The sequence below is a fragment of the Alteromonas sp. LMIT006 genome (assembly GCF_024300645.1).
Classification (GTDB): domain Bacteria; phylum Pseudomonadota; class Gammaproteobacteria; order Enterobacterales; family Alteromonadaceae; genus Opacimonas; species Opacimonas immobilis.
The window spans coordinates 2,413,923-2,435,427 of record NZ_CP101291.1 but is presented as its reverse complement, the minus strand read 5'-3'; the positions used below and the strand labels follow the sequence as shown (position 1 = coordinate 2,435,427).

At 43.9% G+C, this 21,505-nt stretch carries 21 protein-coding genes and 2 tRNA genes; 21 read left to right on the top strand and 2 right to left on the bottom strand.

Going from position 1 to position 21,505, the window contains the following annotated elements; genetic code table 11:
- Positions 1-218: 218 nt before the first annotated feature.
- The 3 genes from NLG07_RS11400 to tyrA all read left to right on the top strand — a co-directional run bounded on the left by NLG07_RS11400 (position 219) and on the right by tyrA (position 4,005).
- Positions 219-1,559, top strand: coding sequence for a sigma-54 dependent transcriptional regulator (locus NLG07_RS11400; protein ID WP_254855563.1), 1,341 nt, complete (start codon positions 219-221; stop codon positions 1,557-1,559).
- Between the two features lie 211 nt (positions 1,560-1,770).
- A complete protein-coding gene (locus NLG07_RS11395) occupies positions 1,771-2,862 on the top strand; it encodes a 3-deoxy-7-phosphoheptulonate synthase (RefSeq protein WP_254855562.1) in 1,092 nt (363 codons plus the stop codon).
- A 6-nt stretch (positions 2,863-2,868) separates the two neighbouring features.
- Complete coding sequence (gene tyrA / locus NLG07_RS11390) at positions 2,869-4,005, top strand: bifunctional chorismate mutase/prephenate dehydrogenase (RefSeq protein ID WP_254855561.1); 1,137 nt, start codon at positions 2,869-2,871, stop codon at positions 4,003-4,005.
- A 129-nt stretch (positions 4,006-4,134) separates the two neighbouring features.
- Here tyrA and pheA read toward each other — a convergent pair whose 3' ends face one another.
- Together pheA and NLG07_RS11380 are read right to left on the bottom strand one after the other, a co-directional pair.
- A complete protein-coding gene (gene pheA / locus NLG07_RS11385) occupies positions 4,135-5,319 on the bottom strand; it encodes a prephenate dehydratase (protein WP_254855560.1) in 1,185 nt (394 codons plus the stop codon).
- A gap of 174 nt (positions 5,320-5,493) precedes the next feature.
- On the bottom strand, positions 5,494-5,808 hold the full coding sequence (locus NLG07_RS11380) for a stress response translation initiation inhibitor YciH (RefSeq protein ID WP_254855559.1): 315 nt from the start codon (positions 5,806-5,808) through the stop codon (positions 5,494-5,496).
- A 267-nt stretch (positions 5,809-6,075) separates the two neighbouring features.
- Here NLG07_RS11380 and NLG07_RS11375 point away from each other — a divergent pair, with 267 nt between their 5' ends.
- The 18 genes from NLG07_RS11375 (at position 6,076) to nadA (ending at position 21,392) form a co-directional block, all read left to right on the top strand.
- Entirely contained in the window at positions 6,076-7,083 is a 1,008-nt protein-coding gene (locus NLG07_RS11375) for an extracellular solute-binding protein (RefSeq protein ID WP_254855558.1), read from the top strand.
- A gap of 17 nt (positions 7,084-7,100) precedes the next feature.
- Positions 7,101-8,696 carry an iron ABC transporter permease gene (locus NLG07_RS11370; RefSeq protein ID WP_303049207.1) on the top strand — a complete coding sequence of 532 codons (1,596 nt, stop codon included), beginning with the start codon at positions 7,101-7,103 and terminating at the stop codon, positions 8,694-8,696.
- Entirely contained in the window at positions 8,696-9,739 is a 1,044-nt protein-coding gene (locus NLG07_RS11365) for an ABC transporter ATP-binding protein (protein ID WP_254855556.1), read from the top strand. Before NLG07_RS11370 ends, NLG07_RS11365 begins: the two co-directional genes overlap by 1 nt.
- 234 nt (positions 9,740-9,973) lie before the next feature.
- Positions 9,974-11,746: an aspartate--tRNA ligase gene (aspS, locus tag NLG07_RS11360; protein ID WP_254855555.1), complete on the top strand. Its 1,773-nt coding sequence runs from the start codon at positions 9,974-9,976 to the stop codon at positions 11,744-11,746.
- Positions 11,747-11,748: 2 nt separating this feature from the next.
- Positions 11,749-12,189, top strand: a complete 441-nt coding sequence (gene nudB, locus NLG07_RS11355) for a dihydroneopterin triphosphate diphosphatase (RefSeq protein ID WP_254855554.1) — start codon at positions 11,749-11,751, stop codon at positions 12,187-12,189.
- Positions 12,186-12,704: a crossover junction endodeoxyribonuclease RuvC gene (gene ruvC / locus NLG07_RS11350; protein ID WP_254855553.1), complete on the top strand. Its 519-nt coding sequence runs from the start codon at positions 12,186-12,188 to the stop codon at positions 12,702-12,704. The genes nudB and ruvC overlap by 4 nt, the downstream gene beginning before the upstream one ends.
- Before the next feature lie 11 nt (positions 12,705-12,715).
- Entirely contained in the window at positions 12,716-13,336 is a 621-nt protein-coding gene (gene ruvA / locus NLG07_RS11345) for a Holliday junction branch migration protein RuvA (protein ID WP_254855552.1), read from the top strand.
- A gap of 12 nt (positions 13,337-13,348) precedes the next feature.
- Positions 13,349-14,353: a Holliday junction branch migration DNA helicase RuvB gene (gene ruvB, locus NLG07_RS11340; protein ID WP_254855551.1), complete on the top strand. Its 1,005-nt coding sequence runs from the start codon at positions 13,349-13,351 to the stop codon at positions 14,351-14,353.
- A 168-nt stretch (positions 14,354-14,521) separates the two neighbouring features.
- The gene (gene ybgC / locus NLG07_RS11335) at positions 14,522-14,932 is read left to right on the top strand and encodes a tol-pal system-associated acyl-CoA thioesterase (protein ID WP_254855550.1); all 411 of its coding nucleotides are present in this window, start codon (positions 14,522-14,524) and stop codon (positions 14,930-14,932) included.
- Positions 14,922-15,593, top strand: a complete 672-nt coding sequence (tolQ, locus tag NLG07_RS11330; RefSeq protein WP_254855549.1) for a protein TolQ — start codon at positions 14,922-14,924, stop codon at positions 15,591-15,593. The genes ybgC and tolQ overlap by 11 nt, the downstream gene beginning before the upstream one ends.
- Before the next feature lie 2 nt (positions 15,594-15,595).
- The gene (tolR, locus tag NLG07_RS11325) at positions 15,596-16,018 is read left to right on the top strand and encodes a protein TolR (protein WP_254856870.1); all 423 of its coding nucleotides are present in this window, start codon (positions 15,596-15,598) and stop codon (positions 16,016-16,018) included.
- On the top strand, positions 16,018-16,818 hold the full coding sequence (tolA, locus tag NLG07_RS11320; protein ID WP_254855548.1) for a cell envelope integrity protein TolA: 801 nt from the start codon (positions 16,018-16,020) through the stop codon (positions 16,816-16,818). The genes tolR and tolA overlap by 1 nt, the downstream gene beginning before the upstream one ends.
- Positions 16,818-18,176 carry a Tol-Pal system beta propeller repeat protein TolB gene (tolB, locus tag NLG07_RS11315; protein ID WP_254855547.1) on the top strand — a complete coding sequence of 453 codons (1,359 nt, stop codon included), beginning with the start codon at positions 16,818-16,820 and terminating at the stop codon, positions 18,174-18,176. The genes tolA and tolB overlap by 1 nt, the downstream gene beginning before the upstream one ends.
- Positions 18,177-18,208: 32 nt before the next feature.
- Positions 18,209-18,772 carry a peptidoglycan-associated lipoprotein Pal gene (pal, locus tag NLG07_RS11310; protein ID WP_254855546.1) on the top strand — a complete coding sequence of 188 codons (564 nt, stop codon included), beginning with the start codon at positions 18,209-18,211 and terminating at the stop codon, positions 18,770-18,772.
- Positions 18,773-18,800: 28 nt separating this feature from the next.
- Positions 18,801-19,592, top strand: coding sequence for a tol-pal system protein YbgF (gene ybgF / locus NLG07_RS11305; RefSeq protein WP_254855545.1), 792 nt, complete (start codon positions 18,801-18,803; stop codon positions 19,590-19,592).
- Positions 19,593-19,737: 145 nt separating this feature from the next.
- Positions 19,738-19,813, top strand: a tRNA-Lys gene (locus NLG07_RS11300).
- A 24-nt stretch (positions 19,814-19,837) separates the two neighbouring features.
- Positions 19,838-19,913 (top strand) — tRNA-Lys (locus NLG07_RS11295).
- A gap of 438 nt (positions 19,914-20,351) precedes the next feature.
- A complete protein-coding gene (gene nadA / locus NLG07_RS11290; RefSeq protein WP_254855544.1) occupies positions 20,352-21,392 on the top strand; it encodes a quinolinate synthase NadA in 1,041 nt (346 codons plus the stop codon).
- The last annotated feature ends 113 nt before the right edge of the window (positions 21,393-21,505 follow it).

Here is a 21,505-nt window from a genome sequence, read left to right as displayed (position 1 = left end):
ATATTTAGGTAAATTGTATTGAGCAGCGTCAAAATTTTGCTATAGTGTCACTAGTACGTCGTTCCAAATACTAAGACACGGAAAAGTCATGCTGTTGAATTTGGCGTTGCAATCTGCATCACACAAACAGCGGTTTCATTATGTATTTAGATTCGAACAAACATAACAGCAGAATATCTGATCGCGCTGACCCGACAGAACATAAGAGCAAGGAAGCTATGAAAGAGTTCATCATCATCAGTGATGACATCAGTCGTCGCCAAAATTTACTCACTATCTTTGGTTTCACTGGTGAAAACTACCAAGCCGTAGACTATGGAAAAGCGCTTGAAGCACTCCAAAGCAGTCGTGATATTGAGGGGGTTGTCACTGACGCCACCGACAGTGCACTCGCGTTTGACGTTTCAAAGAAATTCCCACTTATCCCTTTTATTTTGGTGAACGCTGCCCAAAATGACGAATGTGTCGTCCCCAATATTATTGGGGAGCTCGTTGAGCCCGTCACCTATCCAGCGCTGACTAAGATGATTGAAAAAAGCCGAGGTTTTTTACGGAGCAAATCCCAAAAATGTCGGCGCACTAACAAAACGACTTTATTTCGTTCCCTTATTGGCGAAAGCCCGCAGATTCAAGGTGTTCGCAAGTTGATTGAGCAAGTGGCCCCGACCGAGGCCAATGTATTGATTCTAGGAGAGTCAGGTACCGGCAAAGAGATCATTGCGCGCAATGTACATTATATGTCCTCCCGTCGTGATATGCCTTTTGTACCAGTCAACTGTGGTGCGATTCCTGATGAATTATTAGAAAGTGAGTTATTCGGTCATGAAAAAGGCGCTTTCACAGGTGCTATTGTGGCTCGTAAAGGGCGCTTTGAGCTCGCTGAAGGTGGTACATTGTTTCTGGATGAAATTGGTGATATGCCATTGCAGATGCAAGTCAAGTTATTGCGTGTATTACAAGAGCGAAGCTTTGAGCGAGTTGGCGGTAATAAAACCATCAAGTGTGATGTACGTATCGTTACAGCGACTCACCGTAACTTAGATAAGATGATTGATGAGGAACGCTTTCGCGAAGATTTGTATTATCGTTTGAATGTTTTCCCTATCGATAGCCCTGCATTGCGTCATCGACAAAAAGATATCCCTCTTTTATTACAAGAGTTTACTTCTCGTTTGCGAGAGAGTGGGAATGAAAGCGTCAAATTTACTCAAGCCGCCTTGCAGTCCTTATGCGAGTATCAATGGCCAGGTAATGTCAGAGAACTTTCTAATTTAGTTGAACGTTTGACGATTTTGTATCCAAATAAGGTTATTGATGTATTCGATTTACCAGTAAAATATCAATGCGGTGAAATCCCAACGACTCAGTCAGAAATCACAGAAGCAGCCTTGCCTCTTGAAGGCGTTAATCTAAAAGAATACCTATCTGAATTAGAGATCAATTTGATCAAACAAGCCCTTGAACAACAAGGTTGGGTTATTGCACGGGCTGCCGTTCAGTTGGGCATGCGTCGAACAACATTGGTTGAAAAGATGCGCAAATACAATATTTCTCGATAATTTCCACCCTTTGCGTATTGCATGTCAATTCAAAAATTGGTAAAAAGTCAATAGTTATGCGGTGTACAAGCTCAAGACTGTAAATTTATTGGTGCAGTTGGGTGCCTTACAGCGTCAAGCAACACAATAATAATTAAGACTAGCCCTCGTATGTCATTACAGAGCACAGGCTTTGTATTTTTAATCACACAAGTTTAGAGAAAACACACACATGCCAAACCAAGTTACCGATAACTTACATATCGCGTCCGAACACGTTTTAATCACACCTGACCAGTTAGCTCAAAAGTTACCTGTAAGCGATAAGGCTCTTGCTGAAATCAAAGCTTCGCGTAAAATTATTTCAGATATTATTCACGGCGAAGACCACCGCTTATTGGTAGTCTGCGGACCTTGTTCGATTCACGATATCGAAGCGGCTAAAGAATACGCGCTGCGTTTGAAAGAGCTCCATGAATCTTGTAAAGATACGCTTTATATTGTCATGCGAGTTTACTTTGAAAAACCAAGAACGACCACCGGCTGGAAAGGGTTGATTAATGATCCCAATATCGATGACAGTTTTGATATTGAAACTGGATTGACCAAAGCTCGTGAATTATTGATTTGGTTAGCTGAGTTAGAATTACCCGTCGCAACTGAAGCTTTGGATCCAATTTCGCCACAATATTTGGGTGAGTTATTTTCATGGGCAGCAATTGGAGCTCGTACCTCTGAATCACAAACTCACCGTGAGATGGCCTCAGGCCTTTCGATGCCAGTTGGTTTTAAAAATGGCACAGACGGCTCATTAGATATTGCCATCAATGCGATGAAATCATCTGCATCTAGCCATAATTTCATGGGGATCAACAAAAAAGGTCAAGTAAGCATTATTAAGACCGCCGGTAATCCTGATGGTCACGTGATTTTGCGTGGTGGTAAAACACCAAATTACGATTCAGTTTGTGTCGCAGATTGTGAAGAACAACTTAGCAAAGCTGGGCTTTCATCAAGCTTAGTGGTTGATTGTTCTCACGCAAATTCGGCAAAAGATTATAGACGTCAACCACTGGTTGCACAGAACGTATTCAATCAAATTTTAGAAGGTAATCACTCCATCATAGGCATCATGCTCGAATCTCATTTGAATGCTGGAAATCAGAGTTCAAATGGCAAATCACGTGATGAATTAGAATATGGCGTGTCGATCACCGATGGTTGTATTAATTGGGATGAGACATCAAAACTTATCCAACAAGCACGAGAAAAATTGATTACTGTCTTGCCGTTACGTCAAAATAAACGTCAACAAGCGAGCTAAATCAATATGACGGATCACGCTCAGGCGTTATTGGATTTACGTAATCAAATTGACGAGTTGGATAGCCAGCTCGTTGAATTGCTTGCTAAACGGGCAGCTGTTACCACGCAAGTTGGACAAATCAAGGCCAAAACTGGGATGCCAACGTATGTTCCGGAACGTGAGGCTGAGTTAATTGCTTCTCGGCGTGAACAAGCTAACAACAAAGGGGTATCACCTGACCTAGTTGAAGACCTTCTCAGGCGAATGATGCGTGAATCTTATCTTACCCAAAACGCTCAGTATCGCTGTGCAACCACTCCAGGCACTAAAATCGCGGTGCTTGGTGGGCGAGGAGCTTTGGGACGGTTATTTGTGAGTTTATTTGAGCGCAGTCACTATGAAGTGATTGTCATTGATAAAAAAGAATGGCCACAAGCACAATCCTTATTAGCTGACGTCTCTTTGTGTGTGGTCTCTGTTCCTATTAATCAAACGCAACAAGTGATCCAAAGCCTCAACTATCTGCCCAAAAACTGTATTTTGGCGGATGTCACAAGTACCAAAGCTCAGCCATTGCAAGCTATGTTGGATGTTCACTCTGGTCCAGTAGTGGGTTTACATCCCATGTTTGGTCCAGATGCGCCCGGTATGGTCAAACAAGTTGTGATTGTTTGTGAAGGTCGATTTGCTGAGCAATATCAATGGTTGATTGACCAGATGGTCACTTGGGGAGCACAACTGCACTATACCTCAAGTCATTCACATGATGAAGCCATGGCCTACATTCAAGTTATGCGTCATTTTAGTACATTTGTCTATGGTGCTCATCTGCGTGCAGAAGATCCAAATTTGCAAGAATTGATCGCATTAAGCTCGCCAATTTACCGCCTTGAGCTTGCTATGGTCGGAAGATTATTCGCTCAAGATCCAAATTTATACGCCGATATCATCTTTGATAAAACTGATAACTTATCCTTATTGCAGCGCTTTCATGAGCGATTTGGTGCAGCGATTCAGTTGTTTGAAGCCAATGATAAAGCTGGATTTATCAAGCAATTTTCTGAAATTAGTACATGGTTTGGTGAATATGCCCAGACCTGCCTAGTGGATAGTAAACAATTGCTACTCAAGGCGGATGACGACAGGATGTTGCGCAAATAACTTTCCTATGCTGCGATTGAAGCGGATCGAGCAAGTTACAGCGGTGTCAGAGCTTGGGCGCATTGCGAATCGTGGTCCAGCATTGGTAGGCCGTTTAAGAATTTAAAACGACCTGCCATTCAGCAAAACTTAAATCGAGAGCGCCTCTACAGCGGACACTGCTGTGGGGCGTATTTCTTCTGAAGGGTAACAGCCTAAAACCTTGCAATAACGAGTGCAGGCTCTTAACTGCTCAATCGCTTGTTGCATCTTGCCATCTTCTAAATTCCCCTCGATGTCTAAATAAAACATTTCTTCCCACGGATTACCATTGATTGGACGAGATTCCAATTTAGTCATATTGACGGAGTTTTCTTTCAAAACCATCAAAGCATCAACCAAAGCGCCAGGCGTTTGGGTGGTTGCCATGACTAACGTAGTTTTAGCAGGAATTTGCAAAGGCACAGAAACTGGGTTTTGCGCGACTACTATGAAGCGAGAGTGGTTTTCTTTTTGGTTGGCTAAATTTGATTCTAAAGTACTTAGCCCGTAGAGTTTACCGCCAGCTTCACTGCCTATTGCGGCAATATGCGGATCGTTTAATTCAGCAACTTTGAGCATCGCCGCGGAAGTTGAATCTGCCGGGATCACCTCAATATCATTCAAATTAGCTAAAAAGTGTGAACATTGTGCAAACACCTGCGGATGAGCATAAAGTGTTTTGATATCACTTAGTTTGGTGGCGCAAGGGATCAATAGGCAGTGTCGGATAGGGTGAGTCAATTCACCCACTATATGCAACCGAGTGTGTTGGAGTTGGTCATATACTTCATTGATACTACCCGATGAGGTATTCTCAATTGGCAAAACAGCATAGTCAGCTTGATTGGTTTCGACTTTTTGGATGATTTCTGCAAAGCTATCACAGCCTATTTCGAGTAATTCACCCGCTCGACGAGAAAAGTACTTTTGCGTAGCGAGATAGCTGTAACTTCCCTTGTCTCCCAAAAATGCTACACGCTGTAAAGGTGCAGACAGTTCAGGGTTGGCTTTGGCAGATAGCAGCGCTTGTTGATTCAATACACTGTCTTCAATAATGACATGAAAAAGTTTAGTTATATAGTGCGGGTCAAGACCGTGTTGTTGTCCAGCTTGAATTAACTTGATCAACAACTGCTCCTCGCGCACAGGGTCGCGCACAGGGATGTTATGTGCAATTTTAGTTTGTGCAACCTGGTTAGTAAAACCCTGGCGTTTGGCTAGTAGAGCAAGAAGTTCGTTATCTAATGCACTGATAGCATCGCGTAAATCGGCTAATGGCGTGTTTTGTGACATGTGCTTATAAGTGGTCTTTCAACAATGCACAGCACTGTATGAAACCTAATGCCAAAAGTCAATGCGGATTTGGTCTACCACAAATTAGTCTGAGCGCAGGGGGCGTTATTCGGACAGTAAAGCAACTAGCATGCGAGATATGATATCTGCAGCGATATAGTGGCGAGCTTGTACTTACCCTCCTGCAAGTTTCACAGTCAGACCAAGTGCTTCAAAGTATTGTTTGGCTTGGCTGCGGACATCACCTTGAATTTCAATGTTCTGCTTTTTTACCGCACCGCCGCAACCACACAATTGTTTTAATTTTTTACAGTGGGTTTTTAAATCATGAGTGAGAGGGTTAATGCCAGTCACTACCGTCATACCTTTGCCTTTGCGGCCTTTAGTTTCTCTAGTAATGCGAATAATGCCATCACCGGTAAATTCTGGTGTAACTTTTTGGGGCGTTATTTTGCCGGTTGCAGTACTGTATACAAGGTTATCGCTCATAAAGTGTTCCATTAATTTTTGTCGTGTTATTGTAAACTAGACCTCACAATTTGTGTATCACTGTCGATATTTGTTTGGCAAACAAAGAGTGTAGTTTTGGGCTATGGATATTCAATTGGATGAAACAAAAGTAACGGTTTGGGTTGACTGTCTCCAGGTGCGCCATCACGACAGTTCTGCTAAGGTATGTAGTCGCTTAAATTGTTATTGATAATCATTCGCAACTAGGATAGACTCGTACAACTTTCATTTCATCAGGATTGTGTAATGTCTTTTGTTCGTCTTTTTACTACCATTACAGTATTAGTTAGCTCTCTGTCTATGCCTCTAATGGCTGCTGAACTCAACATTTATTCTGCCCGCAAAGAAGCGTTAATCAAACCTCTTTTGAATGAATTTAGTCAAGAGACAGGAATTAAGGTAAACCTGATCACAGGGAAAGCCGACGGTTTAATCACTAGGATGCGCAGTGAAAAAATGCTGTCTCCTGCTGACCTACTATTGACCACGGATGTAGGACGATTAGTCAGAGCCAAATCATTTGGTTTAACGCAACCAATAGAGCTTTCCAATTTATCCAATTTATACATTCACGATCCGAATGGTCATTGGGTTGCACTCACGAAGCGTACTCGTCCAATCATTGTGAATCCTGAAAAGGTTGCTGCAGACGCTATTCTTACCTATGAAGATCTCACGAAAGCAGAGTACAAGGGGCGAATTTGTGTTCGTTCGTCTAATAATGTATACAATCAGTCATTAGTCGCAGCGATGCTCATACAGCAAGGTGAAGAAAAGACGTTAGAGTGGGCCAAAGGATTAGTCGCAAATTTTGCTCGCACTCCTAAAGGCGGTGACCGCGATCAAATACAAGCAGTTGCTGCAGGTATTTGTGACATTGCCATCATCAATACTTATTATCTTGCAGCGATGCTCAACTCTGAAGGAGACTCAGCCAAAGCAGCACAAAAAGTACAGGTGGTTTGGCCAAATCAAGATGATCGCGGTACTCATATCAATATCAGTGGTGTCGCAATAGCAAAGTACGCTAAAAATATCACTGAAGCGCAGCGTTTGATTGCATTTATGCTGCGCCCTTCAAGTCAAAAGTGGTATAGTGAAGTCAATCAAGAATATCCGGTTGTCCCTGGTATTGAATGGTCTAAAACACTTAAGGAAATGGGAGAGTTCAAGGCTGAATCAGTTGATTTAGAGCAAGTTGGACATTTGAACCCCAAAGCCCTTAAAATAATGGACAAAGCTGGCTGGTTATAATTATTTAGGGTTACTCGGTGTTCACCCATTTTCTAAAAAGGCTAAGTTTCGCACTTGGCCTTTTACTTATTTTCCCAATTGTTTTTGTGTATCTGTCATGGACCGATTCTCATTTAGAACATTGGCAACATCTGTTTGCTACCAACCTGAATGAGTACCTATTCAACACTATGATATTGGTGTTAGGGGTTGGCATTGGAACTTTTTGTTTAGGTGTGTCATGCGCTTGGTGCATGGTACATAGTCATTGCTACGCCAGACGCTGGATCCAAATTGGCTTGCTTTTACCTCTAGCCATGCCTGCATATATCATTGCTTATACATACACTGGTATGCTCGACCCTGCGGAGGCAAACCCTATTGCTTATTGGATTGGCCAGATTGGTGATATTCGCTCCTTAGTTGGTGCGATATTGATGCTTTCATTAGTGCTGTTTCCATATGTTTATATCCTAACCTACAACGCGTTTCGTCGACATGCCAGCACTTATACAGAAACCAGTCAAAGCTTGGGATTAACTTCTTGGCAATATATGGTAAAGATCGCTTTGCCATTATCTCGGCCAGCAATTTTCGCCGGCGTTGCACTGGCAATGATGGAAGCATTAGCTGATTATGGAACCGTAGCGTATTTTGGCGTCAGCACATTGACTACAGGTATTTTTCGGATTTGGTTTGGGATGGGCGAGGCTAGCTTTGCGAGTCAACTCGCCTCTATTTTAGCGACGTTAGTATTGTTGGTATTAATGCTCGAACAGTTCCAACGGCGTAAGTCACAATATTATCAAAACAAGCAAACGCAAAGACAACCACTGAGTTCAGTGTCAAAGATACAAAAATCAGGTGTTACTTTTTATTTGACAAGCGTAATCGCTTTGGGCTTCTTAATTCCCGTTGCTCAACTACTGATTTGGGCGAGCGCTTTCATTCCGCAAACCGATTGGAACGAATACCGAACCTTGCTATGGCAAACCTTGAGTTTAGGGGCTATCTCTGGAGCAGTTATTATTATTGTGGCATTGTTATTTGCGTATACTGAACGATTTTATCCGCGCAGCATCTTTCGCTATGTTTCTCAGATTACAGCACTTGGTTATGCCATTCCCGGTGTGGTAATTGCAGTTGGGGTGATGATACCTTTGGGCTGGCTGGACATACAAATTAATGCGCTGTGGTATAGTTGGTTCAATGAATACATAGGTTTGATTTTTTCTGGGACAATTTTTGCATTGGTATTAGCGTATTGTGTACGCTTTATGAATATTGCAAAACAGAACATAGGCAATGCACTGATAGCGACAACGCCGAGTTATGATGATGCGGTGATGGTACTCGGACAGTCGCGTTGGGTGTTGTTTTTGAAAGTACATCTTCCGATTTTGCGCCCAGCCTTGTTGAGTGCATTTGTACTCGTGTTTGTTGATGTACTTAAAGAACTTCCAGCAACGTTGATTTTGCGTCCTTTTAATTTTAATACGTTTGCGGTAAAAGCCTTTGAATATGCGTCTGATGAGCGTTTAATGGCCGCCGCACTGCCTGCTGTGAGTATTGTGTTGGCAGGACTCATCCCTTTGTATTTTATATTAAAAAACATCTATTCAGAGGATAAGTAATGCTTGCAGTTGAAAATCTTGAAGTGTTTCTTGGACGAGACAAGATTGTTCATTCTTGTACTTTTGATTTATCGGCTGGGGAGTTAGGGTGTTTGTTAGGTCCATCTGGCTGTGGTAAAACGACCTTACTTCGCGCATTAGCGGGGTTTTGCCAAATTACACATGGCAATATTAGCATCAATGATCAAATAGTGAGCTCTACTGCTCAACACGTGCCTGTACAGAAGCGTAATATAGGGTATGTGATGCAGGATTTCGCTTTGTTTCCGCATCTAACGGTTGCTCAAAATATTGCATTTGGCTTGCATCAATATGAGCACAACGCTTTGCGTTTGCGAGTCAACGAAATGTTAGAGCTGGTTCAACTTACCCAGTTTGGCGATGCTTATCCCAATGAGCTGTCAGGTGGACAACAGCAGCGTGTAGCCATTGCCAGAGCATTGGCTCCAGCGCCTTCATTATTATTATTAGATGAGCCATTTTCGGCTTTGGATCCTGCATTAAGAGAAACTTTAGTGACTGAGATTAAAGCGATATTGAAAGCGTCCAAAGTGACTTCTTTAATGGTCACGCATGACCAAAGTGAAGCGTTTGCTTTTGCTGATAAAGTGGCGGTAATGAATCAGGGGACAATCGATCAATGGGACAGTGCGTTTGCTTTATACCACTGTCCCAAGACCCGATTTGTTGCAAACTTTATTGGGGAAGGGAGGTTCATTAGCGGTACTGATGATGGAAACAATATCCGAACTGAATTGGGCATATTTGCAAAACACAATGAAACTTATGAGGTGTCTCAAACAACTTCGATAGGAGTTGAATTACTGCTGCGTCCAGACGATTTGGTTTTCGCTAGTGATGGCGCTTTTTCGAGTATTATTCAGAGCAAAAAATTCCGCGGCTCGCATATCATGTATGAGCTTGCTATGAATGGGGTGGAAGAGCGCTTACTGTGTTTGACGCCATCACATAACGACTTTGCCGTTGGCAGTGAATTTTGCTTTGATATCGATATTGAACACACAGTTTATTTTCCCAAATAATTCGTTATATAAGCCGTTATATTTTGTGTCATCACATCGGCCAAGATTAAAAGACTGCTCCAGTGATATTTCAATGTTGCTCAATTATTTCACTCACATAAGTTGTTCGAAGCATGAATTAGGGAAAATTGATTTTCGAGAATAGACCTTGTGTAAATATTGATCTTTACTAGGTTTTCAGCGTCATTCGTTTATAATACGGATAGATTAAATCCCTCAACAGAGAAAGGTGTTATGCGAACGGATTACTGTGGCAATATTTCAGCTGATTACATCGGCCAAACGGTGACGATACAAGGCTGGGTCAATAAACGTCGAGATTTAGGTGGCGTGATTTTTTTGGATATGCGTGACCGCGCGGGTATTGTGCAAGTTGTCATCGATCCTGATACGGCCGAAACCTTTGCTACCGCAAATAAAGTTCGTAACGAATTTTGCTTAACTCTAACCGGTCTTGTGCGCGCTCGACCAGATTCTCAAATCAATAATGATATGCGTACTGGCGCAATTGAAATTCTTGGCAAAGAGATCAGTATTCTTAATGCATCTCCTGCATTGCCATTAGATTGGAATCAGGAAAACTCAGAAGAACAGCGTTTAAAGTATCGCTACCTTGATCTGCGTCGTCCTGAGATGACAGAGCGCTTGGTATTTCGCTCAAAAGTCACTGGATTTGTCCGACGCTTCTTAGAAGACAATGCATTTTTGGACATTGAAACACCCATTTTGACCAAAGCTACCCCAGAAGGTGCACGTGATTATTTGGTCCCGTCACGCACACATAAAGGTCAGTTTTTTGCATTACCACAATCTCCGCAGTTGTTTAAGCAGCTCTTGATGATGTCTGGTATGGACCGCTATTATCAAATCGTTAAATGCTTCCGTGATGAAGATTTGCGAGCGGATCGCCAGCCTGAATTTACTCAAATTGACATCGAAACCACGTTTTTGGATGCCGCGGGTGTCATGCATATTACTGAAACTATGATTCGTGACTTATTCCAGTCCATGCTGAATGTCGATTTAGGCGAATTTCCACAAATGACCTATGCCGATGCCATGCGTTTGTACGGCTCGGATAAGCCTGATTTACGCAATCCTTTAACGTTGATTGATGTAGCTGATATTGTAAAAAACGTCGATTTTAAAGTATTTAGCGCTCCAGCCAATGATCCTAATGGCCGTGTCGCGATGTTATGTGTGCCTGGTGGCGCTGCGCTATCGCGTAAGCAAATTGATGCTTACACCGATTTTGTTGGCGTATACGGTGCCAAAGGCCTAGCTTGGGTTAAAGTCAACGACGCCAGTGCTGGATTAGAAGGATTGCAGTCACCCATTGCCAAGTTCCTTGATGAAACCGCTGCAAACGCTTTACTTGAGCGCAGTCAAGCTCAGTCTGGCGATATTTTGTTATTTGGTGCTGACAGTGACCGTGTCGTGACGGAAGCATTAGGTGCGCTGCGCTTAAAAGTCGGTGAAGATTTTGACTTGCTTGAAGGCGATTGGAAACCATTATGGGTCGTTGATTTCCCAATGTTTGAAGAATTTGACGGTCAGTTCCATGCTCTGCATCATCCCTTTACCGCTCCACGAGGCTTAACGCCAGAGGAGCTTGCGGCTCAACCGGCGACAGCACTGTCCAATGCTTACGATATGGTGCTAAACGGTGTTGAACTCGGCGGTGGTTCGGTTCGTATTCACGACCAAGCGATGCAAAGTGTTGTGTTTGATATTCTAGGCATTAGCAAAGAAGAAGCCGAAGAAAAGTTTGGATTCTTACTGGAAGCATTGCGCTATGGTGCGCCACCACACGCAGGTTTAGCCTTTGGCTTGGATCGTTTGGTGATGTTGATGACCGGCGCGAGCTCAATTCGCGATGTCATGGCATTCCCAAAAACCACCACGGCAGCATGTCCATTGACACAAGCTCCAGGTGAAGCGAATCCTGAACAGCTTAAAGAGCTATCTATTGCCTCCATTGCACCGGCCAAACAGGCTGGCGTATAGTAATGCACTACAAACGTCCGGAGTCTGTTCTTGTCGTGTTATATGATCAGCACCAGCGTGTGCTGATCATGCAACGGGAAGACGACCCAGACTTTTGGCAGTCAGTCACAGGTACACTAGAGCCGGATGAGCTTCCTCGTCAAACAGCCTATCGAGAGGTAGCAGAAGAGACGGGCATTGACATAAAGGCTTTGGGGCTTACATTGAGTGAGCAACTCGCACAAAATGAATATATCATTCGTCCGCAATGGCGACATCGTTACCCACCCAATACCTTGCGCAATACTGAATATGTGTTTGCGGTACAAATTCCAGAGAATATTTCAATTACCTTAACTGAGCATTTAGCGTATCGCTGGGTGTCGGTGGAAGAAGCGTCGCAAATTGTTTGGAGTGAAACTAATCGCAATGCCATTTTGGATTTTGTTGGAGTGGCTCAATGATTATTTTAGGGATTGATCCGGGCTCTCGATTAACGGGATATGGCATCGTGCGCTATCAATTCGGTAAGTTTGAGTATCTTTCGAGTGGCTGTATCAAAACCACGGGTGACGAAATAGCGGGTCGGTTAGACATTATCTTTAAAGGCGTGAGTGAGCTGATTGCGCAATATCAGCCTAAAGAGTTTGCTATAGAATCGGTTTTTATGGCCAAAAACCCAGACTCCGCTCTGAAGTTAGGGCAAGCGCGAGGCGCGGCCATCGTTGCAGCGACCCAGTTTGGGTTACCAGTCGCTGAATATGCCGCCAGACAGATCAAACAATCCGTTGTAGGCAAAGGCAACGCGGATAAAACGCAAGTGCAACACATGGTGCGCCATATTCTAAAATTACCCGGTACGCCACAGGCCGATGCCGCCGATGCACTTGCAGTTGCCTTGTGTCATGGGCATACTCACCAAAGTTTAATCAATATGTCAGGGCAAGCGTCAAGAATGGCGCGGGGCCGTTTACGATAGAGAACAAGAATATGATCGGATTAATTAGTGGCAAAATTTTAGCCAAACAGCCCCCTGAGATTGTTATTGATGCCGGAGGCGTGGGATACGAAATTAGCATGCCGATGACGAGCTTTTATCAGTTACCGGCCGTCGGCGAAACCACTACTGTCTACACTCACTTTGTGGTGCGAGAAGACGCGCAATTACTGTTTGGGTTCGCCGAGCTGAAAGAACGTACTATTTTTCGTGAACTCATCAAAGCCAACGGTGTTGGGCCAAAGCTCGCGTTGACGATTTTGTCCGGGATGTCGGCTGGGCAATTAATGCAAGCAGTCAGTTTTGAAGATATTTCTGCGCTAGTCAAATTACCTGGCGTCGGCAAAAAAACCGCAGAGCGACTTGTGGTTGAGCTCAAAGATCGATTGGCTAAGTTATCTCTTGATGTGTCTGATTCAGTCGCTGATTTTGCACTTGGCAATGGCGGTGGTAATCCTACTGTCGTCGTCGATGATGCTAGAGAAGAAGCTGTTAGTGCGCTGTTAGCACTCGGGTATAAACCCAATCAAGCTTCGACTATGGTCAAAGCCGTATATCAAGAAGGTCGCAGCAGCGAAGAACTCATCCGCGAAGCGCTCAAAGCCAGCGTATAAAGGAAGTCCATTATGATAGAAGAAGATCGTCTCATCCAAGCGAGTGCTAGTAATGAAGATGAATCCGTTGATCGTGCTATTCGCCCCAAGCTGCTTAAAGATTACACTGGTCAGCCTCACGTCAAAGCACAAATGGACATCTTCATTGAAGCCGCTCGTAAGCGCGAGGATGCACTGGACCATTTATTGATTTTTGGTCCTCCAGGATTGGGTAAAACGACGTTGGCTAATATTGTCGCCAATGAAATGGGCGTGAATATCAAAACGACCTCTGGACCAGTATTAGAAAAAGCAGGGGACTTGGCCGCGCTATTGACCAACTTAGAAGCCAATGACGTACTGTTTGTCGATGAAATCCATCGCTTAAGCCCCGTGGTTGAAGAAGTTTTATACCCTGCAATGGAAGACTATCAGTTAGATATCATGATCGGTGAGGGCCCTGCAGCGCGTTCAATTAAACTTGATCTACCGCCATTTACTTTGATTGGCGCGACGACTCGAGCGGGTTCTTTGACTTCTCCACTGCGCGATCGCTTTGGCATAGTGCAGCGTCTAGAGTTTTATAACGAACAAGATCTGACAGACATCGTTCTGCGTTCGGCGACCTTTTTGAACGTGCCCTTATTAAAAGAAGGCGCACTAGAAATTGCGCGTCGTTCACGTGGTACTCCACGTATCGCCAATCGGCTTTTACGCCGGGTTCGAGACTATGCCGAGATCAAAGCTCCGGGTGATGTGAACTCAGAAGTTGCCGGGGCGGCATTGGACATGCTGGATGTGGATAAGGTTGGCTTTGATTATATGGATCGCAAATTATTAGAAGCGATCATTGATAAATTTAATGGTGGTCCAGTTGGGTTAGATAACTTAGCCGCAGCGATTGGTGAAGAAAAAGAAACCATTGAAGATGTCATTGAACCGTATTTGATTCAACAAGGCTTCTTGCAACGCACACCGCGCGGTCGAGTGGCTTCAGATAGAGCCTATCAACATCTGGGGTTCACGCCGGATAGATAAAAAAAACCCACCGTAAAGGTGGGCAAAAACAACAAGTGTTAAAGGAAAAAACAACCTGACGATAGTCAGCTATCAATGTGAACAAACTCTCAATTGATGGCAAGCATTATAGTCGAGAATTGCTTTTTCACAATTGAGATAAATTCTACATTTGGATTAGAAAAACTAATGAGTAAACAGAATGTTAATAAGCTCGATGTTCGTGTTTATTATGAAGATACTGATGCTGGAGGTGTTGTATACTATGCCAATTACCTTAAATTTTTTGAGCGAGGCCGCAGTGAATGGGTACGTGGCATTGGAGTATCTCAGTCCGATTTGCTCGATCAAAACATAGCGTTTGTGGTGCGTCGAGTTGAGATGGATAACCTAGCACCAGCGCGATTTGAGCAAATAATCACCGTTCAAACGAGCTTGACTGAACTCAAACGGGCATCTATGGTCTTTACTCAAACAATAACCTATAACAATACAACGCTGGTTTCAGCCTTGGTTAAAGTCGCCTGTGTAGACTTAACCACCATGAGACCTCGGGCGATCCCAGCAGAACTTAGTAAGGAACTTATCAGTGGTACATGACATGTCGTTCATTGGCTTATTTATGCAAGCAAGTCTTGTCGTTAAGTTAGTGATGATTTTATTAATTGTGATTTCGATTACATCATGGGCATATATTTTTCAGCGTTCGCGTATTTTGTCTCGTGCGCAGCTAGAGCTTGAATATTTTGAAGACAAATTTTGGTCAGGTACCGATCTCAACGGTTTATATCGCGAGCTGTCCGAACAAGATTCTGTCGCCGGACCAAATTCCATATTTGTTGCTGGGTTCAGAGAATTTGTTCGTTTGCGCAAATCCACCGACGATGCGGAGCTCGTTCTAGATGGCGCAAGTCGTGCCATGCGTATAGCTTTATCGCGTGAGGTCAATCATTTAGAAGCGCGCTTGTCTTTTTTGGCAACCGTCGGCTCAACCAGTCCATATATTGGTTTGTTTGGCACAGTGTGGGGCATTATGAATTCGTTTATTGCACTGGGTCAGGTCAAACAAGCTACACTGGCAATGGTCGCTCCCGGTATTGCAGAAGCTTTGATTGCAACTGCTATAGGCTTGTTTGCAGCGATTCCAGCCGTGATTGCCTTTAACCGATTCAGTAATCAGGTCGAAAAACTCGAAAATAGTTATATCAACTTCATGGAAGAGTTTGCATCGATTTTGCAACGTCAGGCGATCAATAAATGACCATGTACGTACGCAAACGGCGTAAGCCCGTTGCAGAAATGAACGTTGTACCTTATATCGACGTGATGTTGGTGCTATTAATCATTTTTATGGTGACCGCTCCTTTGGTTACGCAAGGCGTTGATGTCGATTTACCTGATGCGGATGCCAAGATTGTGGAAGATGCGGAGGTCGACCCTTTGATCGCGACCATGGATGCACAAGGTTTATATTATCTCAATGTTGGTGACGATCCCAAAAGCCCAATAACACGACCGGATATGCAAACCATAGTGCAATTTGAGCTGGAGAGTAACCCAGCAAGACCGGTATATATAAAAGCTGACGGTCAAGTGCAATATGAAAAAATCGTTGAACTCATGGTGGTTTTGCAAAATGCAGGCGTACCGTCTGTCGGGTTAATGACGGAGCCTAAAACCAACTGATGCAAGCGAATAAGTGGCAAACCTGGTTATATTCAGATTGGGGATTCTCTGTACTCTTTCATCTTTTGTTACTGGTGTTACTCGTAGCGAGCGTCGGTTTTAGTATCGATAGTAAACCGCTAGAAATACCCGTTGAGGCACAACCTAGCGTAATCAACGCTAGCTTTGTTTCTCCTGAGGTAACGCAAGCCCGATATGATGAGCAGCAAAGGCAACAACTCCTTGAGCAAGCGCGCAAACAACGTGCGCAAGAGGCACGTCGCAAAGCTGAGAAGGACAAAAAGGCACAGGAAGCAAAGCGCAAAACGGAACAACGTGAGTTAGAGCGTAAAGCGGCAGAGGCAGCGAAACGCAAGCGTGAGGAAGCAGAGCGTAGAGAGCAAGAGCGTTTGCAAAAGGAAAAAGAAGCACGTACAAAGGCTGAGGCAGAAGCCAAACGCAAGGCTGAACAAGCCAAAGCGGATGAGGCTTTACGAGAGGCTTTGGCTGCCGAGCAGGCTAAAATTAAGAAAGCTGAACAACAAAAAGTATTAAGTGAAAAACAACGCTATGCGGCCTTAATAAAAGCGACTATTCAGCGTAATCTTATTACCAATGATGCATTTCGGGGCAAGAGTTGTCGCTTAAATATTCGTTTAGGCATCGGTGGTGTTGTGTTAAAAGTCGATGTATTATCTGGGGATGATGCACTGTGTCGAGCGGCAATAACGGCAGTGTATAAACCGAGCAACTTACCAGTTTCACGGGACCCTGCGGTATTTGCGGAATTAAAAAATATCAACTTAACGGTAGAGCAGTAATGAAACGATTTTGGCTATCCCTTTTTTGTCTGGTAAACGCAGTATTATCTGCCTATTCTCAAGCACAGCTCAATATTATTATTACTGAGGGTGTTGATAATGCGACACCAATAGCAGTCGTCCCTTTTAAGTTTGAAGGGGAAGGATTTTTCCCCGGTGAAATCACTGATGTAGTCATTGCTGATTTGCGTCGCTCGGGCAAGTTCAACCCTGTCAGCATGGCACAAATGCCACAGTTTCCCAATACGGACAGCGAAGTCGATTACGATACTTGGGTCGATAAAGGCATTAATACGATTGTAGTCGGCTCAGTGACTGAAACGGGTAATCAGCGCTATCGCATCGATTACGAAGTGATTGATACGTTACGCGGTTCACAAGCTGCTTTAGAAGGTCAGTCATTACGTGATGGTCAGTTAGTGCAAAGTCGAACTCATGTCATTGCCGCTCGCTCATTGACGGTTTCGGGTTCTGAATTTCGTCAATTTGCGCACCGTATCGCAGATGTCATTTATGAAAAACTCACTGGTCAAAAGGGCGCATTTTTAACGCGTATTGCCTATGTGGTCGTCAAAGACCGCAATACCGAGCCTCGTCCTTATCAGCTGGTTGTCTCTGATTATGATGGTGAAAATGCGTTTCGTTTGTTGTCATCGGATGAACCTTTGATGTCGCCCTCTTGGTCGCCTGATGGGGAAAAGCTTGCATACGTCAGCTTTGAAAATGGACGTCCTCAGATATTTATCCAAGATATATACACCACTCAACGTGTAAAGTTGACGGACTTTCCAGGGATCAATGGGGCACCACGCTTCTCACCAGATGGTAAACAATTAGCGATGGTGCTATCGAAAGATGGTAATCCGGAAATATACGTTATGGATATTGCGACTAGAAAGCTTACTCGAGTGACAAAGCATCGCGCGATAGATACCGAGCCAGCCTGGTCACCAGATGGTCAATCGTTAATATTTAGTTCCGAAAGGGGTGGTAAACCTCAGATTTATAGAGTAGATTTATCAAACAAGCGCGTTAAACGCTTAACCTTTGAAGGGGAGATGAATTTAGGTGGTACTATTTCTCCCGATGGTCGAGAACTTGTATTAGTGAATCGCACTCAGGGGAATTACCATATCGCTAGACAGAATTTGCAGGACGGTGCATTGCAGGTGTTAACAACCACATACCTTGATGAATCCCCAAGTTTGGCGCCCAATGGTAGTATGATTATTTATAGTGCCTTGCACGAAGGACAACAAGTTTTGTCTTTAGTATCACTAGATGGTCGTTTTAAGGCAAGACTACCTGCCGTTGAGGGGCAAATTAAAGCACCCAGCTGGTCGCCATTTTTAATGTAATAGAGAATAAAATACTTAAACAAGGAAACTTTATGAAACTTTCAAACACACTTCGTTCAGTTTTAATTGCTGTTCCAGTTATGACCTTAATGGCTTGTACATCTGGTCCATCCGAGGAAGAGCTCGCAGCAGAACGCAATCGCATCGCCGCTGAGCAAGCTGCTGCGCAAAAAGCCGCTGAGGAAGCGAATGCACAACGCGTTCAAGCTGAAGCTGCGGCACGTTTACAACGCGCAGAAGAAGTTGTTAAGCAAGAACGTGAAGCATTACAAGCTGAACAAACTGTGTATTTTGACTTCGATCGCTCAACTATACGTGCAGAATTTTATGCGACGTTAGATAAGCATGCTGCGTTTTTGGTTAAACATTCTGACCAATCGGTCGTCATTCAAGGTCATACTGACAGTCGTGGTACACCTGAATACAACATTGCCTTAGGCGAGCGTCGCGCACAAGCAGTTGAAACTTATTTGTTGAACGCTGGCGTCAGTGCATCACAGATTTCAGTGGTGTCTTTTGGTGAAGAAAAACCAGCGGTAAGCGGCGCATCTGAGTACGCTTTTGCGCAGAACCGCCGTGCGGTCGTGGTGTATTAAACAACCTCCATTTATGAGGTAATGGATAATGGAAAAATATCGTAGTCTAGGTGCCATGGTAGGCGCCATAATACTCATAAACAGTGCGCCTGTGTTTGCACAAGCGCCTGTTGTGAATCTCAACGATCAAGGGTTAGCCGAAAAAGTGGCTAATCTAGAGCGTGTTGTCAATTCCCGTACGCGAAGTCAGCAACGTGTTCAAGAGCAAATCACTGAGCTCCAAGATGAATTGAGTCAAATTCGCGGGAAGATTGAAGAACAGAACTTTCAAATTGAAAAGATTTTGCAACGTCAGCGAGAATTGTTATTAGCGTTTGACGTGCAGTCGCAAACATTACAAGAGCAAGCGGATGAGTTAACTGTTCAACGTCCTATAGCGGCAACATCAACACCAGTTGTTCAAGATACTCCTGCTGCTGCATCAACAGTTAGCCCAGTTGGGGTAGAAGGTGAGGAAGCTGCATATAAGGCTGCGGTAAACTTGATCCTACAACAGCGCAACACTGCAGCTGCGGTACCTGCGCTTGAAGCTTTTGCTGTAGAATATCCAAACTCACGTTTTAAACCAAATGCACATTATTGGCTTGGACAAATATTCTATAACGAAAAAAGCTGGGAGAAAGCGAAGTTGCACTTTGCTACCCTCATTGAGAAATATCCAGAATCGAATAAAGTGCCGGATGTTACAATGAAATTGGGCATAATAGAGAAAAACCAGGGCAATGTCTCTCAGGCTCGTGCATATCTTAACCAAGTTATTCAATCTTATCCTGATACGACCTTCGCTAAGATGTCTCAGGAGCAATTGAACTTGTTGTAAAATTAGGCAGTTATGAGTGGTTTTGTGTGAAAACCGCTCATACTCTTTATTTTTGTCATTAAACTGCAATTTTTTATTGCACAATTCCCCAGATTCAGTATTATATGCGCCCGTTGCTTAGAGACTTAAGCAACCGACGAAGATTGGGTCGTTAGCTCAGCTGGTAGAGCAGTTGACTTTTAATCAATTGGTCGCTGGTTCGAATCCAGCACGACCCACCAATCTTCTCATAGCATTCCTATTGTGGGTCGTTAGCTCAGCTGGTAGAGCAGTTGACTTTTAATCAATTGGTCGCTGGTTCGAATCCAGCACGACCCACCATTCTTTCGAAGAACCTTGTTCAAATTTCCAATCAATCGTTACAATGCTTAGATCCAGAAGCTGGATTACTGAACCAGCGAAGCTGTTTTCGACCAAAACGTCAGGAACGTTTTGGCACTGCCGTAGGCACCGCGAAGCGGCGAGGGCAGGAGCCCGAGGTAATCCAGCACGACCCACCATTCTTTCGAAGAACCTTGTTCAAATTTCCAATCAATCGTTACAATGCTTAGATCCAGAAGCTGGATTACTGAACCAGCGAAGCTGTTTTCGACCAAAACGTCAGGAACGTTTTGGCACTGCCGTAGGCACCGCGAAGCGGCGAGGGCAGGAGCCCGAGGTAATCCAGCACGGCCTATTAGTATAACCCAAACTATTGACTCTGGTTTTTGTTCTACTAGACATTTATAATACTTGCATACAAATTCATTAATAGATGCCATGACTGAAGCCTTAAGAGTTGCCCCAATTGAATATCCGTTTCCAGAAAAGCCAACAGCGCTTTCAACAGAGCGTGCAATATTTTTAAAAGACGCAATCAAACGTCTTTTAAATGAACGCAATGCCGTCATTGTCGCGCACTATTACACTGATCCTGAAATTCAAGCCTTGGCCGAAGAAACCGGTGGCTATGTGGCAGATTCACTTGAGATGGCTCGCTTTGGCCGTGATGCACAAGAGCAGACGTTAATTGTCGCAGGTGTTCGCTTTATGGGCGAGACAGCAAAGATCTTAAGCCCAGAAAAAACGGTTTTAATGCCAACACTTGAAGCAACTTGTTCATTGGATTTGGGCTGCCCAGAAAAAGAATTTACTGAGTTTTGTGATGCCCACCCGGATCATACCGTGGTTGTTTATGCCAATACTTCTGCTGCAGTCAAAGCACGCGCGGATTGGATTGTTACATCATCAATTGCGCTTGAGATTGTTGAGCATCTTGACAGTGAAGGGCATCAGATTATCTGGGGGCCAGACCGACACCTAGGCAGTTATATTCAAAAGCAAACGGGTGCTGAAATGCTTATGTGGCAAGGTGAATGCATTGTTCATGATGAGTTCTCAGCGCAAGGCATTCGCGATTTACAAAATGTTTATCCCAATGCTGCTCTGTTGGTCCACCCAGAATCTCCAGCGAGTGTTGTGGCAATGGCGGATGCGGTAGGATCTACATCGCAGCTAATCAAAGCGGCTCAAGCGATGGATAATTCTGAATTTATTGTAGCAACTGACCGCGGTATTTTTTATAAAATGCAACAACAAGCTCCGGGTAAAATACTAATTGAAGCGCCCACCGCCGGTAATGGTGCGACGTGTAAAAGCTGTGCGCATTGTCCTTGGATGGCGATGAACGGACTAGAGGCAATATATCAGTCTCTAACTGATAATAATGGTCACGAAATACAAGTAGAAGAAACGGTTCGCCAGGGGGCTTTGCGTTCTCTAAACCGAATGCTAGATTTCGCCGCCAGCTTACAAAACTAAAAATAATTTTACATTAACTGGTTTGAAACCTGAGGAAAATTATTTTTTACTCAGGTTTCATCCTCTCCCCGATATTAATCAATAAGTTCAATGCCTTAATGCAAGTACCTTTT

Excerpts from the sequence above, each read along its gene's own strand:
- ruvB (WP_254855551.1), top strand. The coding sequence starts at position 13,349 with ATGATAGAAGAAGATCGTCTCATCCAAGCGAGTGCTAGTAATGAAGAT.
- nudB (WP_254855554.1), top strand. The coding sequence starts at position 11,749 with ATGCACTACAAACGTCCGGAGTCTGTTCTTGTCGTGTTATATGATCAG.
- pal (WP_254855546.1), top strand. The coding sequence starts at position 18,209 with ATGAAACTTTCAAACACACTTCGTTCAGTTTTAATTGCTGTTCCAGTT.
- NLG07_RS11375 (WP_254855558.1), top strand. The coding sequence starts at position 6,076 with ATGTCTTTTGTTCGTCTTTTTACTACCATTACAGTATTAGTTAGCTCT.
- ybgF (WP_254855545.1), top strand. The coding sequence starts at position 18,801 with ATGGAAAAATATCGTAGTCTAGGTGCCATGGTAGGCGCCATAATACTC.
- ybgC (WP_254855550.1), top strand. The coding sequence starts at position 14,522 with ATGAGTAAACAGAATGTTAATAAGCTCGATGTTCGTGTTTATTATGAA.
- NLG07_RS11380 (WP_254855559.1), bottom strand. The coding sequence starts at position 5,808 with ATGAGCGATAACCTTGTATACAGTACTGCAACCGGCAAAATAACGCCC.
- tolB (WP_254855547.1), top strand. The coding sequence starts at position 16,818 with ATGAAACGATTTTGGCTATCCCTTTTTTGTCTGGTAAACGCAGTATTA.
- NLG07_RS11400 (WP_254855563.1), top strand. The coding sequence starts at position 219 with ATGAAAGAGTTCATCATCATCAGTGATGACATCAGTCGTCGCCAAAAT.
- pheA (WP_254855560.1), bottom strand. The coding sequence starts at position 5,319 with ATGTCACAAAACACGCCATTAGCCGATTTACGCGATGCTATCAGTGCA.
- nadA (WP_254855544.1), top strand. The coding sequence starts at position 20,352 with ATGACTGAAGCCTTAAGAGTTGCCCCAATTGAATATCCGTTTCCAGAA.
- NLG07_RS11395 (WP_254855562.1), top strand. The coding sequence starts at position 1,771 with ATGCCAAACCAAGTTACCGATAACTTACATATCGCGTCCGAACACGTT.
- ruvA (WP_254855552.1), top strand. The coding sequence starts at position 12,716 with ATGATCGGATTAATTAGTGGCAAAATTTTAGCCAAACAGCCCCCTGAG.
- ruvC (WP_254855553.1), top strand. The coding sequence starts at position 12,186 with ATGATTATTTTAGGGATTGATCCGGGCTCTCGATTAACGGGATATGGC.
- NLG07_RS11365 (WP_254855556.1), top strand. The coding sequence starts at position 8,696 with ATGCTTGCAGTTGAAAATCTTGAAGTGTTTCTTGGACGAGACAAGATT.
- tolR (WP_254856870.1), top strand. The coding sequence starts at position 15,596 with ATGTACGTACGCAAACGGCGTAAGCCCGTTGCAGAAATGAACGTTGTA.
- tyrA (WP_254855561.1), top strand. The coding sequence starts at position 2,869 with ATGACGGATCACGCTCAGGCGTTATTGGATTTACGTAATCAAATTGAC.
- tolA (WP_254855548.1), top strand. The coding sequence starts at position 16,018 with ATGCAAGCGAATAAGTGGCAAACCTGGTTATATTCAGATTGGGGATTC.
- aspS (WP_254855555.1), top strand. The coding sequence starts at position 9,974 with ATGCGAACGGATTACTGTGGCAATATTTCAGCTGATTACATCGGCCAA.